Genomic DNA, 14009 nt, shown 5'->3' on the forward strand with positions numbered 1-14009 from the left:
TCCGAATTATGGAAATTGAAAAATCTATTTTAGACAAAGCCAATATCTGGCTTACAGATACTTTTGATGCAGACACCCACAAGGCTATTGAAGCGATGATGACATCGTCTCCCAAAGAGCTGGAGGATAGTTTTTATAAAAACCTTGAGTTCGGTACAGGCGGTATGCGCGGCGTTATGGGCCCGGGCACCAACCGCATCAATAAATATACGCTGGGAAAAGCAACGCAGGGCCTTAGTGATTATCTAAAGACGTCTTTTCCGGGTGAGGAACTGAAAGTTGCCATAGCATATGACTGCCGCCACAACAGCGATACGCTTGCAAAAGTAGTGGCTGATGTTTTCTCGGCAAACGGTATTAAGGTTTTCCTGTTTGAAGAACTGCGCCCTACGCCGGAACTATCTTTTGCAGTGAAATACCTTAACTGCCATGCCGGTATTGTACTCACTGCATCACACAATCCGCCTGAATATAATGGCTACAAGGTATACTGGCAGGATGGCGGACAGCTTGTGCCACCACAGGATGGCGAGCTGATTCAGGTTATTGAGGCCCTTGAATATGAGGCCATAAACTTTAAAGCTGATGAAAGCCTGATTGAATATATTGGTGAGGAGATTGATGATGCTTTCCTGAAATCATCATTAACTACAGCCAGTTTTAATATCGATGCTGAAGCAAGGCAAAACCTGAAAATTGTTTATACACCGCTTCATGGTACATCGGTAAAACTGATACCGGAACTGCTTGAAAAGGCAGGCTATACCAACATGGAAATCGTGGCGGAACAGGCTGTACCAAACGGCGACTTCCCAACCGTGAAATCACCAAACCCCGAAGAGCCTGAAGCACTGGCAATGGCTATTGAGCTGGCAGACCATGTAGATGCTGATATTGTAATTGGCACTGACCCTGACAGTGACCGCCTCGGCGTGGCAGTACGCAATGGCAACGGCATCATGACGCTGCTGAACGGCAACCAGACGATGGTAATCATGACGCACTTTTTGCTGGAACAATGGAAAAAGCAAAGCAAATTGGACGGCAGGCAATTCATTGGGTCAACTATCGTATCAACCCCGATGATGATGGAACTTGCCACAGCCTATGATGTTGAATGTAAAGTAGGCCTTACTGGCTTTAAATGGATAGCCAAGTTTATAAAAGATTTCCCTGAGCAGGAATTTATAGGCGGTGGCGAAGAGAGCTTCGGCTTTATGGTGGGCGATGCCGTGCGCGATAAAGATGCAGTGACCTCTACCCTGCTGCTGTGTGAAATTGCAGCACAGGCCAAGGCTAATGCAAGCTCACTTTACCAGGAGCTTATTAAATTGTATGAGCAGTTTGGCTTCTATAAAGAATACCTTATTTCACTTACCAAAAAAGGTAAAGACGGCGCTGCCGAGATAAAGGAAATGATGACCCAGATGCGCGAAAACCCGCTAAAAGAGATAAACGGCCAGCGTGTGGTAATGGTGGAAGACTACAAGGCATCATCAGCCAAAAACCTTTTCAGCGGAGAAGTGGAAGAACTGAAGATACCAAAGAGCGACGTATTGATATACTACCTTGAAGACGGTACAAAAATCTGTGCACGCCCAAGCGGTACCGAGCCAAAGATCAAGTTTTACTTCAGCGTTAACGAACCGCTTGACGATGTGAACAACTTCAAGCGCGTGGAAGAACAGCTTGATGCCAAAATAAAAAACATCATCACAGAGATGAATCTTATATAAATGAGTAACTTCAAAAAATTACTGCCTTATGCGGCGCCGTATAAACAATATGCGGCGCTCAATATTTTTTTCAATGTGCTGTACGCTTTATTCAGCACGCTGTCTTTCATAGCCCTTATGCCGATGATTTCGGTACTTTTCGGTGAAACTGAAAAAGTTACTATAGAGCCGGTATATACAGGCTTCAACAACATAAAATCATATCTGGGCGATTACCTAAACTACTACGTTACCACCACAAATGCCGAAAAAGGCATCGAGTTTACGCTGGGCGTTATGGTTGCGCTTATTATCTCTGCATTTTTACTAAAGAACTTGAGCAATTACTTCGCACTGTTCTTTGCCACGTTCCTGCGCAACGGTGTACTCTTCAGCCTTAGAAATGCCATGTATAAAAAGATTGTAGAGCTGCCTGTGTCTTTCTTTTCAGAGAAACGTAAAGGCGATACTATGGCCCGTATTGCCAATGATGTTGCCGAGGTACAGCATACCTACCTTTCGGTACTGGAAATGATAATCAAAGAGCCGCTAACCATGATATTTACAGTGGTTACCATGTTTACAATAAGTGTAAAGCTTACGCTGTTTGTTTTCGTATTCCTGCCGGTTTCGGGTATGATCATCTCTGTAGTGGGTAAAAGGCTTAAAAAGCAATCGCTTAGGGCCCAGAATGAGCAGGGCATATTCCTTTCGGTAATCGAAGAAACCCTTGGCGGCCTTAAAGTGATTAAAAGCTTTACTTCAGAAAAATACTTCCGTAAAAAGTTTGCCGACAGTACAGGGCGTTTCAATACGCTGTCAAACAGCATCATGAACAGGCAGAACCTTGCTTCGCCATTGAGCGAATTTTTAGGAATAACTGTAATAGCGATACTGCTATGGTATGGTGGCCACATGGTATTGGTAGAAAACTCACTGCAGGGTTCGGCATTTATTATTTACATGGGCCTAGCCTATAACATCCTTACTCCTGCAAAAGCAATATCTAAAGCATCTTACGACCTGAAGAAAGGTAATGCAGCGGCCGACCGTATTATGGAAATACTCGAGACGCCAAATACCATAGTAAGCAAAAAAGGTGCGGTTGAAAAAAACACTTTTGACAGTAATATCACTGTTGAAGCTATAAACTTCCGCTATGAGGAAGAAAATGTGCTAAAGAACTTTTCGCTTACCATACCAAAAGGCCAGACTGTCGCGCTTGTAGGCCAGTCAGGCAGCGGTAAGAGTACCATAGCCAACCTGCTCACCCGTTTTTATGATGTACAGGAAGGCAGCATCAAATTTGACGGTACCGATATCCGCGACTATTCCCTGGAATCACTCCGCAGCATGATTGGCCTGGTAACGCAGGACAGTATTCTCTTTAATGATACACTGCGCAACAATGTCGCTCTTGGCAAGCCTGATGCTACCCATGAAGAGATTATTGAAGCATTGAAAATTGCCAATGCCTACGAGTTTGTGATGAACCTGCCTAAAGGCCTTGAGACTAACATTGGCGACAGTGGCAATAAGCTTTCGGGCGGACAGAAACAGCGCCTTAGTATTGCCCGCGCGGTTCTTAAGAACCCGCCGATAATGGTACTTGACGAAGCAACCTCTGCTCTCGACACTGAAAGTGAAAGACTGGTACAGGATGCACTTGAAAACATGATGCAGAACCGTACATCTGTTGTGATTGCGCACAGGCTTTCAACCATACAAAAAGCCGACAAGATTGTAGTGATGCAAAAAGGCGAAATTGTTGAGGAAGGAACCCATGACGAGCTTCTTGCCAAAGGCGGCACCTATAGCAAGCTGGTGATGATGCAGTCGTTTGAATCGTAAATTAATTAGCCTCCGGTTTCGCCGGAGGTTTTTGTTTGGTTTTGAAACAATCACAATGGCTTAACGTTTTGTTTTACAAAATCATGTTATCTTAGTGGAAAATCACACTTAGCATGTATAAGCCTATAAAAAGCATACAACTACCTGACGCTGATGTAGTGGTCTGGAAATACCTTGACCTCTCCAAATTTCTTGATATGCTTTTGTGCAGGAAAATGTTTATGGCACGTTCAGATAAGTTTGAAGACCAGTATGAAGGCACCTTCAGCGAGCCTACTTTTGAAGAACTGAAGCGCATTGCCGCTGATAAGCCCGAGTTCCTCGACACATATAAAAATATGCGCAAAAATGTGGTGGTTAGCAGTTGGCATATAAACACATATGAGTCTTATGCTATGTGGCAAATTTTTACAAAGAACAATGAGGGCCTGGCTATACAGTCAACTGTGGGGAGGCTGCAGCAGGCACTTGCCCCCGAGCAGAAGTATGAGCAGCACATTGGTGCGGTAAAATACATCGATTATAAGAAAGAATATATTCCCTTTGATGATGATTTCTTCCCATTCCTGTTCAAACGGAAAAGTTTCCAGTACGAGAGGGAAGTACGCATCATTTCAAACCTTACTAAATACGACCTCAACATAAATGAAGGTGTCAAAATAGATGTGGACATTAACACGCTGATTGAGCGTATTTATATCCACCCAAAATCGGAAAACTGGTACAAAAACCTCGTGATACAACTTATGCAGCAACTTGGGTTTGATTTTATTATTGAAAAATCAGACCTGGAGAGTGATATACTGATTTAAGATTTTCGAATTAAGAATTAAGATTTAGCTCACTCAAGTATCAATTTTAGACTTTTTTCCTGACCCACCTGGCTTTGGCTTGTGACTAAAAACTACTTTACCGGCTCATACCCTTCCGCTTTCCATTCTTCAGCCATGAGGTTTACATAATGATAATGCACCATATCGTTCTTATCAAATGCTCCGTTTTTATTGATGTCTTCAATAGTCCGGAAATACAGCCTGTTCTGCGCCTCAATTATATTCCAGTCTATAAGCTCCTGCATATCTTTTGAAAGCTTCGTAAATCCCTTACCTCCCATCTCGCTTATGTATAGCGATTTGATATCGTTGGCATCCAACTTACCATCTTTATTAGTATCAGCATCTACCAGAGTATAAACAAGGAGCTGTCTTTTGGCAAGCATAGTATTGAGGCAGGTAGCGGTTTGTATCTGAATCTTTTTATCTGTCAGCGAAACCATCGAGGTTGAATCAAGATGCTGAAACTTCAGGTTTTCAAAATACCCTGTAATCTCATACCTGTTGTAGTTTGATATAGCATAGCTTGCAGAGCTGTTGGTGCGGCTGCTGCCATAGCTGCGGTTACTGTCATCATACACCCTTATATCACCTACCGGATGAATGAGGTATTTTGTACCCTCCATAAGTATAGGCAGGTCTGCCACTTTTATCTGGCTTGTATCCGGCTTTTTTACTGCCGCAGCCTTGCTTTCGTCATAAATAACTTTAGGCTTTTCTTTTTCTTTTACACAGCTTATAGTGATAGCGCTGACAAGCGCGGCAATGGCAATGATAACTCTGTTCATAGTTTTCTCAGGATGTAGTGTACCAAAAATAGCGAAAAACTTTCAAACTATATCCTAACATTCAGCTTAAGGCTGAAAACGCGGCTTGTAAGATAGTTAGGTATGCCGTACTGTGTCTGGGTATATACATCGCGCACCCATGTATTGGTTATGGCATTCTGGTTATTGAAAAGGTTAAATATCTCAAGTCCCAGCGAAAGCTCCCTGAATGCTGCCAGCCAATGGCCTTTTTCGTGCTGTTTCTTATCGTCAGCAAAAACATAGGCAAAACCGGCATCTGCACGGCGGTAATCATTCAGCCTTGACTGGTATTGGTATGGGTCGGCATATGATGGCGAGCCACCCGGCAAGCCGGTGTTATACACAAGGTTCAGGTACATTTTAAGGCTAGGTATGTTTGGCACATAATCCTGGAACAGGACACCGAATTTTAGCCTTTGGTCTGTTGGACGGGCAATGTAGCCACGGTCGTTCAGGTTCTCTTCCGTTTTCATGTAGCCAAAAGTAAGGTATGATTCCGTTCCCGGTACAAACTCACCGTTCAGGCGAAGGTCAAGCCCATATACATAAGCCACAGCATCGTTATTGGCTCGGTAGCGCAGGCGCACATTTTCAAGAGTATAGGTGTTCACATCGTCCATTTTCTTGTAATATGCCTCACTTACCAGCTTGAAAGGCCTGTCTTTAAACCTGAAACTGAAATCATTGCCGAATATCACATGTATAGAGCGCTGCGCCTTCACGTTCGGGCGAACGGTGCCCATACTGTCACGCAGCTCGCGGTAAAACGGCGGCTGGTGATACAAACCCCCGGCAAGCCTGAAAACCATATCTTTTTCCCAGGCAGGCTTCAGGGCAAGCTGCAAACGCGGACTTACAGTTACCTGACTGTTACCGCTGCCTGCTTTAGTCTCAACAACCCATTGGTGGGCGCGCACACCACCATTCATAAACAATTCGGCATTGCCAAGGCTCACGCGGCGGCTCCACTGGGCATAACCCTGCAGGCGGTCAATCGTTACAAAATTAGTGGCCCTTACATTGGCAAACGGCACAAGCGGGCCATAGTATGGCTCATAAGGCTGCTCGTTTCGCGGCAGGTCAAGTATCGGGTTATTGATAGAAAAACCGGCGCTATCTATCACCTCCCATTCCACCAGGCGGTCACGTATATCTTCGCGGGTGTATTTAAACCCCCACTCCACAAGGTTCTTGCCAATATTATGATAGCCTTTCACTTCAGCATTGGCAATAAGGGCATCAAGGTTATTACGCGCGTGTGTAAGCTGTGAACCCAGTGACTGGCAGTTTACACAATTTCCAAAGCTGTCACTGCCAATATTGGTATCTACCTCGCCAATAGCATACTGCGCAAGGATGTCAAAATACTCCTGCTCCTGTGTATGGTATAGCGACCCAATGACTTTAAACGTAAAATTATCTGAAACTTTGTAAGTAGATTTTAGCGCGCCGAAATAAGTTTCGTACTCGTCCTTTTCCTGCCCTTCATAAAATATGAGCAGCGCCCTCGGGTCATCAATCGTACCGAAGTTTGTCTGCCTGGTTAGCGGCCTGTAATGGTAATTATTTTGTGCTATGTTACCTAAAAAGCTTAATTCCCATCTGTCAGTCGGGGTGAAGTTTACCATAGCCTGTACATCGGTAAACGTCGGTTTAAACTCGGTTTCTGTATCCTGGCTGTTTACGAGAAGGCTGTTATTGCGGTATCTCCCCCAATTATCCCGCTCCATTTTTTATTCTTACTAATACCTTCAAGCGTAAGGCTGGCGCCCAAAAAACTTGCCTCAAGCGCGGCGCTGTTTCGTAACGGACGGCGATACGTGATATCAAGCACGCTCGACATCTTATCACCATATTTGCTTTGGAAGCCACCCGCAGAAAAATCGACATTCTCTACCATGGCAGTGTTAGTAAAGCTCAAACCTTCCTGCTGGCCTGAACGGATTAAGAACGGGCGGTATATCTCAAAATCTTCAACATACACAAGGTTTTCATCGTAGCTGCCCCCGCGTACTGCATATTGTGTACTAAGTTCGTTATTAGAGTTTCCACCAAGAAGTTTGATGATGTTCTCCACACCGGCATTAGCGCCCGGTATATTTTTTATTGTTTCAGGTGAAATTGTTGTAATACCCTCGACCCTTCGGCGGCCATTATCACCTGTTATTACTACACCTTTCATTTCGACAGTACCGGGAATCATTACAATGTTAAACTCGAACACTTCTCCTGCAGGCAGCTCCACATTTTCAATTGATGACTCTGCAAAACTTACGTGATTGAAATACACGTGTACCGGCCTGCCGATAGGAAGTTCAAGCTTGTAAAATCCGGTTTTGTCGCTTACAGTACGTTTTGTGCCCTCAATATCGGCATAGTATATGGTTACACCATCAACGGGCTGGCGGTTTTCATCGAGTATTACCCCAATTATTAAAGGTTTATTCTGGGCAAATGCCACAGCAGAGAACAGTACAAACAAAAGGGTAAAGAGCTTATTTTTCTTTTTCAACAGCGGTTGTATTTTGAGTCCTGAAAAAATGTGTTTCAAAGGTAGCAGAATTTCCAACATTATCTGTAACAACCACTTTCAAATCGTTTCTGCCTTCGGCAACAATGCCGTCACTAAAACTGTGGCGTATAGTCTTTGTTTTATAATCATAGTGCATAAGCGCCCATTTCCCGTTGAGCCATGCATCAAAGGTTGCAATGCCCGAAAGGTCGTCACTCATCTTCATACTGAACGAGCTCTTTTCACTGAGCCACTCTCCTTCATTAAAATCCGGCCCATAAATTTTTGGGGCTATGGTGTCCTGCGCCAGCGTTAAATCACCCAGCGTTTTTACCTTGGCTGTGAGCCTGCCTTCTTCCATATAGCTGTTATTATATGATATGCGCTTGCCGGTGTTACTTGCTATAAAAGTCTTCTTTAGCACTTCAGGTGAGAGGTGCTTCACATCAAACGAAACGGTTACAGCAGTATGTACCGGGACTGATGCATTGTGCAGGTGAAGCTCACCGTCTTTCACCTTAAAGTCCATATAAAAATCTTCATAAAAAGCATTGGCAGGAACGAATACCGAGATATTGTCTTTCGTAAAAATATGGTCGTTACCCGCTTTTACAAAGTATGGTGTAATAGTTTTGCTTTCAAGAACGCTGGCAGGCTTATCGCTATACTCTATACTCCCGTTGATGATACTCATATTACCATGAAAATCGCTTACCTCAATACGGAAATTCTTTACCTCCCCCGGAATGATGCTGAACTGCCCGTTGGTTTTGTTCACCTTGAGCAATGACAGCGGGTATGGTGTTTTTATGAATAGTTTCTGGAAACGCTGCCCGGTGATGTACCAGTTTTTATAATCTATAAAATTGTTTACATAGCGCGATTCGTCAAACGCAAAGGTGTCGAACTTATAGCTGAACGCTGAAGTGCCATTGTAGAAAAGCTCTGCTTTGTAAATGCCATTAGCGCCGGAGCTGCCTGTAGACTTATCGGTAGCCTGTATGGCAAAACCTATGTTGCCTTTGGCGTATATTTTATCGGCCAGGTAAGTGCCGTCTTTCTGTAGCTTCAGGTTGAGCAGATAAGGTTTCTGAGATTCGTTCAACACTGCATCATTCCCTAACGGATACCCCATCAGCCCTTTGATGTCAGGCGCTTTGGTATCCTTCATTTTTTTGTTAAGCCCAAAATGCAGCGGGTTTATGATCATTTCGCTTTTTGTGTCGCGGTACTCAAAATGCAGGTGCGGCCCGCCGGAACCACCTGAGTTGCCGGAAAGTGCGATAATTTCACCCTTAGTAACCTTTATTTCTCCCGGCTTAGGAAACAGCTCCAAATCAAACGATTGTTTTTCATATTGCTTTGCCCTAACCCAGTCATCTATTTTCTTTGAGTAGCTTTCAAGGTGTCCGTATAGGGTGGTGTAGCCATTAGGGTGATCTATATACAGCGCCGTGCCGTAACCATAGGCTGATACGCGTATGCGTGATACAAAGCCGTCTGCCACCGCGTAAACAGGAAAGCCTGTTTTTTGTTTGGTACGGAAGTCGAGCCCTGCATGGAAATGGTTGGTACGTAGTTCGCCAAAGGTGCCCGATGCGTGAACCGGAAGGTCCATAGGCGAACGGAAATAATCCTGCGGATAATTGTATTGTGCAGACGCTGCAAAAGCAAAAAGTAAGGCCGGCAATAAAAATCTCATCGGGCTAAAATATAAAAAACCTCATAAAAAAGCACATGCTTTAATTATAAGTTATAACTGTGTGCATCATAATTTATTACGGCATTTTCATAAATTAAATTACAATTTTTGCAAAACAGTTGGATATAAATAAAGGAATGCTAACTTTGTAAAATCATGTAATGAATAAAGGCTGCCATGAGCGGATTAACCGAATTAGTTGATACTCTTGAAACTAAGCTTGCCAGGCTCTCCACAAAACTGGAGCAGCTGCGCAGGGAAAAACAAGAGCTGGAAAATAAAATTTCAGAATCGGCATCGGTGATAAGCAGGCAGGCAGGCGAAATTTCAGACCTCAGGCAAAAGAATGAGACACTGAAGATGGCCAATTCATTGCTGGGCAGTGACGACAACAAAAGAGAGACGAAGCTCAAGATAAATTCATTGATCCGCGAAATAGATTATTGCATAGCGCAGCTGGCAGATTAATATGGATGACAAGCTTAAGATAAAGATATCAATTGCCGACAGGGTGTACCCGCTTACGGTAAACCCCGCGCAGGAAGAGGGCCTGAGGACGGCCTCTAAAAAAATTGATGCCATGATTAAGCAGTTTGAAGAAAACTATGCCGTGCGCGATAAGCAGGATGTACTGGCCATGTGTGCCCTGCAGTTTGCCGCACAAAGCGAGCAGAAGCAGATAGATAATACTGCCGATGTGGAAAATGCGATGAAAAGGCTGGAAGAAATGAACATAGCCCTTGACGGACTTCTTTCTAAATAAATATAAACCAACGTTCTTTACATACGTCAATAATACTGCCTACATTAGTACATATTTGATAAACTCAACGCCAATTTTTTAAAATGGGTGAATCGTCGCTACTATAGCATGCTGCCTTTGAGCAGATCCTTGAACAGCGGGTTAGCCCAAAACTTGTCTTTACGAGTTTATACAATACACCACTGATGTAGGCTTTTTTTATTTAAACCAACTTACACCTAACAACTATGGAAATAATTTTAGCAATCGCCGGCGTTATAGTCGGCGCCGCAATAGGCTTCATGATAGCCAAATCAATGGATAAGAAGAGCGCGACAGGCGTTCTTGAAAATGCGAAGAAAGAAGCGGCATCTATCATTAAAGATGCTACCAACCAGGGCGAAGCCCTTAAGAAAGACAAGCTTTTACAGGCCAAGGAAAAGTTCCTTGAGCTTAAGGCTGAGCACGAACAGGTGATACTGGGCAAAGACAAGAAAATTGCAGAAGCTGAAAAGCGCACCCGAGACAAAGAAAGCCAGGTTTCAAATGAACTTGCCAAGACCAAAAAACTCAGCGATGAACTTGAAACTAAAGTTGCCGATTACAACGCCCGTATTGAATACCTTGACAAAAAGCAACAGGAGATTGACAGGCTGCATACCAGCCAGGTTCAGCAGCTTGAAGTGATTTCTGGCCTTTCGGCTGAAGAGGCGAAAAGCCAGCTTGTGGAAAGCCTGAAGGCCGAAGCCAAGACCAGTGCTATGAGCCACATACAGGAAACTATTGAAGAGGCTAAGCTTACGGCACACCAGGAAGCTAAAAAAATAATCATAAGCACCATACAGCGCGTGGGTACTGAAGAAGCGGTAGAGAACTGTGTATCAGTATTCAACATTGAGAGCGATGACGTAAAAGGCCGCATTATCGGCCGTGAAGGGCGTAACATACGTGCGCTTGAGGCTGCTACCGGCGTTGAAATCATTGTTGACGACACCCCTGAAGCTATAATCCTTTCTTGCTTTGACCCTGTGCGCCGCGAGGTGGCAAGGCTTTCACTACACAAGCTGGTGACAGACGGGCGTATTCACCCGGCACGTATTGAAGAAGTTGTTGCCAAAACAGCTAAACAAATTGAAGACGAAATTATTGAAGTAGGTAAGCGTACGGTTATCGACCTTGGTATACATGGCCTCCACCCTGAGCTTATTAAGATTGTGGGCCGTATGAAGTACCGCTCATCTTATGGGCAGAACCTGCTACAACACTCGCGTGAGGTATCTAAACTTTGCGGCTTAATGGCTGCCGAACTTGGACTGAACGTGAAACTTGCCAAACGTGCCGGACTACTGCACGATATAGGTAAAGTGCCTGATACTGAAAGTGACCTTCCGCACGCATTGCTAGGTATGCAGTGGGCAGAGAAATATGGTGAAAAAGAAGAAGTATGTAACGCTATTGGAGCCCACCACGACGAGATTGAGATGAAATCACTACTGTCACCTATTGTACAGGTGTGTGACGCAATTTCGGGTGCAAGGCCGGGCGCACGCAGGCAGGTGCTGGATTCTTACATACAACGACTGAAAGACCTTGAGGACATCGCCTACGGCTTCCAGGGCGTGAAGAGCGCTTATGCCATACAAGCAGGACGCGAATTGCGCGTAATTGTTGAAAGTGAAAAAGTAAGCGATGATATGGCCGCAAACCTTTCATTTGAAATATCTCATAAAATTCAGACTGAAATGACTTACCCGGGCCAGGTAAAAATCACTGTAATCCGCGAAACAAGGGCCGTAAATATTGCAAAATAGACAATTTGGATAGTTTGGATTTTTCGACTGTTCGATATTAAATAAAAAAGCATCCGTTGGCGGATGCTTTTTTACTACGGATATATGTGGTATTAATTACCTTGTTTAGAAAAAATCATGTCCAGGTCTTCTTTACATACAGGCTTAAGCAGGTAATCTTTTACGATATTTCCAAATTCTTTCGCTTTGTTGATATCAACTTCGTTGTTTGATGAGCTTATCATATATACAGGTGACTTTTTTGGCAATGCCTGCATAAGCTGTGAGTATTCTTCAAGAAACTGCCAGCCGTTCATAATTGGCATGTTTACATCAAGCAAAATAAGATCGGGTAACTCAGCCGCATCAATATTTTTCTTTATATGTTCTATAGCTTCCTGCCCGTTATGAAAAAAAGAGACCGCTACATCTATACCATTTTGCTTCAAAAGGTTTTTGAAGAGGAAATGATAAATCTTATCATCATCAATCACGAATAATGTCTTAGGCTTCATCTTCGAAATATATTTTAAAGGTGGTACCCTTATTTACTTCACTGTTAACTTCAATCCTTCCGCCCATGGCCTCCACCTGGTTTTTAGTAATAAACAAACCTATACCCCTTGAGTTTTGGTTTTTATGAAATGTTTTATACATGCCGAAAAGAGAATTTTTATGCCTGCGCAAGTCAATACCCAAACCATTATCACTTACCGCTAATATCTTTTTACCATCAACAATTGAGAAATCATAGGTAAGCATTGGTTTCCTGTCCGGGCTTGAGTACTTAATAGCATTGGTTGTAAAATTCAGCAATATACTCTCTAAATACGCAGGATTATAATTTACGGTTGCATCAAGCGGTATATTTATATCAACATTAACGCCGTGCTTGGTAATTTCATTGTGCAATATGTTAAGGATATTCTTGAGATAATGCCTCAGATTCAGCGGCTGCTTTTCAAGTTTAATTTCACTTTGTATTTCAACCAGTTCTTTAAGATGGCCAATGGTAATATTAAGCCCGTCACTAATAGCTTCAAGGTGCTGCATCATCTCATCACGCTGCTCGGGCGGTGCAGCTTTGAATAAATCAAGCAGCATACGCAGGTTGCCTGCATGCGACCTTAAATTATGCGAAACAATATGTGCAAAATTACTTAGCTTATTATTTTGTGTACCTACAATATCAATTGTGCTGGCAAGCTCCATTTCCTTTTCCTTCAGCTGGGTAATATCTTTATGCACCCCCATAGCCCTTACAGGCTTGCCTTTAGCATCAAAATGCACTACCCTTCCTCGGCTTAGCAGCCAGCGGTAAGTTCCATCAACCGTTTTTACACGGTAAATGCTTTCATAAGATATATTGGTATTTTTCAGGCTTATTTTCTGGGCTTTCTCCTGGCCTTTAAGGTCATCAGGATGTATCCGGCTGCGCCACTCTTCAAGCAGCATTGTTACAGCTTTCTCTTCCATGCCCAGAATCTTCATAGATTGCCCCGAAAGATAAACAGTATTTGCAGCGATATCCCAATCCCAGACACCTTCACTGGCAGCCTTAAGCGCAAATTCATACCGCTCTTCACTTATCTGAAGTTTAAGTTCCTGCTCTTTTTGGTCGGTAATATCACTGGCACGGCCATAAAAGCTTATGACGCCATCAGGTTGTTTTTCAGGCTTTGCATTAATACGCATCCACCGCAACCCTTTTACCGGCAAGGTAAGCCTGAATTCGTGCTTCCAGGGCTCTAAATTATGGGCTGCGTACTCTAGGCTTTCTATAAATCCCGCCCTGTCCTGCAGCATTATACGGTTGTCAAAAAAAATGAGGGTATCTTTTTTAAATTGGGTCGTGGTGAGCTCAAACAGCTCATTCACATTCTCGCTACAGTATGTAATTGTATAAATGTTATCACCATGGTAATCGAGCTTAAAAATAAGATCGGGCACCTGGTCTAGCAGTTTTTTATAGAAATCGCTCAGATTTTCGCCTTCGTGAAAATCAGGGCTTTCAACAAACTTCATAGCAAAGTATTAAACCACAAAAATAACCTT

At 43.4% G+C, this 14009-nt stretch carries 10 protein-coding genes, 1 other RNA gene and 1 pseudogene; 7 read left to right on the forward strand and 5 right to left on the reverse strand.

Annotated features, from left to right (window positions below; translation table 11 throughout):
* The first annotated feature begins 8 nt into the window (after positions 1-8).
* The 3 genes from LRS05_RS14050 to LRS05_RS14060 all read left to right on the forward strand — a co-directional run bounded on the left by LRS05_RS14050 (position 9) and on the right by LRS05_RS14060 (position 4378).
* Positions 9-1736, forward strand: a complete 1728-nt coding sequence (locus LRS05_RS14050) for a phospho-sugar mutase (protein WP_257868896.1) — start codon at positions 9-11, stop codon at positions 1734-1736.
* On the forward strand, positions 1737-3566 hold the full coding sequence (locus LRS05_RS14055; RefSeq protein ID WP_257868897.1) for an ABC transporter ATP-binding protein: 1830 nt from the start codon (positions 1737-1739) through the stop codon (positions 3564-3566).
* Between the two features lie 113 nt (positions 3567-3679).
* Positions 3680-4378, forward strand: a complete 699-nt coding sequence (locus LRS05_RS14060) for a hypothetical protein (protein WP_257868898.1) — start codon at positions 3680-3682, stop codon at positions 4376-4378.
* Positions 4379-4470: 92 nt separating this feature from the next.
* Here the strand turns inward: LRS05_RS14060 and LRS05_RS14065 are convergent, their stop codons facing one another.
* The 3 genes and pseudogenes from LRS05_RS14065 to LRS05_RS14075 form a co-directional block, all read right to left on the reverse strand.
* Complete coding sequence (locus tag LRS05_RS14065; RefSeq protein WP_257868899.1) at positions 4471-5187, reverse strand: hypothetical protein; 717 nt, start codon at positions 5185-5187, stop codon at positions 4471-4473.
* A gap of 47 nt (positions 5188-5234) precedes the next feature.
* A pseudogene (locus LRS05_RS14070) lies at positions 5235-7780 on the reverse strand (TonB-dependent receptor).
* Positions 7704-9422 carry a M23 family metallopeptidase gene (locus LRS05_RS14075; RefSeq protein ID WP_257868900.1) on the reverse strand — a complete coding sequence of 573 codons (1719 nt, stop codon included), beginning with the start codon at positions 9420-9422 and terminating at the stop codon, positions 7704-7706. Before LRS05_RS14075 ends, LRS05_RS14070 begins: the two are co-directional and overlap by 77 nt.
* 177 nt (positions 9423-9599) lie before the next feature.
* On the opposite strand from LRS05_RS14075, the gene LRS05_RS14080 reads away from it, so the two are divergent.
* The 4 genes from LRS05_RS14080 to rny all read left to right on the forward strand — a co-directional run bounded on the left by LRS05_RS14080 (position 9600) and on the right by rny (position 11975).
* On the forward strand, positions 9600-9890 hold the full coding sequence (locus LRS05_RS14080; RefSeq protein WP_257868901.1) for a hypothetical protein: 291 nt from the start codon (positions 9600-9602) through the stop codon (positions 9888-9890).
* A gap of 1 nt (position 9891) precedes the next feature.
* Positions 9892-10185, forward strand: a complete 294-nt coding sequence (locus LRS05_RS14085) for a cell division protein ZapA (RefSeq protein WP_257868902.1) — start codon at positions 9892-9894, stop codon at positions 10183-10185.
* 62 nt (positions 10186-10247) lie between these two features.
* Positions 10248-10354: non-coding RNA, 6S RNA (ssrS, locus tag LRS05_RS14090), on the forward strand.
* A gap of 58 nt (positions 10355-10412) precedes the next feature.
* A complete protein-coding gene (gene rny, locus LRS05_RS14095) occupies positions 10413-11975 on the forward strand; it encodes a ribonuclease Y (protein WP_257868903.1) in 1563 nt (520 codons plus the stop codon).
* Positions 11976-12067: 92 nt separating this feature from the next.
* On the opposite strand, the gene LRS05_RS14100 is transcribed toward rny, so the two are convergent.
* Both LRS05_RS14100 and LRS05_RS14105 read right to left on the reverse strand, forming a co-directional pair.
* Positions 12068-12469: a response regulator gene (locus tag LRS05_RS14100; RefSeq protein ID WP_257868904.1), complete on the reverse strand. Its 402-nt coding sequence runs from the start codon at positions 12467-12469 to the stop codon at positions 12068-12070.
* Entirely contained in the window at positions 12459-13979 is a 1521-nt protein-coding gene (locus LRS05_RS14105) for a PAS domain-containing sensor histidine kinase (RefSeq protein WP_257868905.1), read from the reverse strand. The genes LRS05_RS14100 and LRS05_RS14105 overlap by 11 nt, the downstream gene beginning before the upstream one ends.
* Positions 13980-14009 lie beyond the last annotated feature (30 nt).

The sequence above is a fragment of the Flavobacterium sp. J372 genome (assembly GCF_024699965.1).
In the GTDB taxonomy this organism is placed as follows: Bacteria; Bacteroidota; Bacteroidia; order Flavobacteriales; family Flavobacteriaceae; genus Flavobacterium.